At 47.2% G+C, this 623-nt stretch carries 1 tRNA gene and 1 rRNA gene; both read left to right on the top strand.

The window, feature by feature from the left end:
• The first annotated feature begins 182 nt into the window (after positions 1-182).
• Positions 183-258 (top strand) — tRNA-Ala (locus WH279_RS00060).
• Positions 259-466: 208 nt separating this feature from the next.
• Positions 467-623 (top strand): 23S ribosomal RNA (locus WH279_RS00055); the annotation flags it as partial.

Below are 623 nucleotides of genomic sequence, written 5' to 3'. Positions count from 1 at the left end.
CCCCTGATAAGGGTGAGGTCGGTGGTTCAAGTCCACTCAGGCCTACCAAATTTGCACTCATGCGGCGTTATGCATTCGGTCGTTTACCAAAGTAAACTTCCCTCCTGCATGCCTTGCCTGAGCACAAATTACATTTCTTCCCTGGAATGTTATGGTAGTAAAAGGTTTCTGTAAGACTGTATGGGGCTATAGCTCAGCTGGGAGAGCGCCTGCCTTGCACGCAGGAGGTCAGCGGTTCGATCCCGCTTAGCTCCACCATACTGTTTTTCTAAATAAAATACTTCAGAGTGTGCTGGATAACAGTATGCTGCGAAGTATTATGCTCTTTAACAATCCGGAACAAGCTGAAAATTGAAACGACATGTCGTTTTAATTCTCCGTAATAAGAATGAAATCCACGACATGTTCGAGTCTCTCAAATGCTTACAACAGACAATGTGTTCTTCGGGACGCTTGTGGGTTGTGAGGTTAAGCGACTAAGCGTACACGGTGGATGCCTAGGCAGTCAGAGGCGATGAAGGGCGTGCTAATCTGCGATAAGCGTCGGTAAGGTGATATGAACCGCAACAACCGACGATACCCGAATGGGGAAACCCAGTGTGTTTCGACACACTATCATGTCA

Source organism: Erwinia sp. MYb375 (assembly GCF_037479175.1).
Lineage (GTDB): Bacteria > Pseudomonadota > Gammaproteobacteria > Enterobacterales > Enterobacteriaceae > Erwinia > Erwinia rhapontici.
The sequence above is the reverse complement of the archived record's forward strand: the minus strand, read 5'-3'. Positions and strand labels throughout refer to the sequence as shown.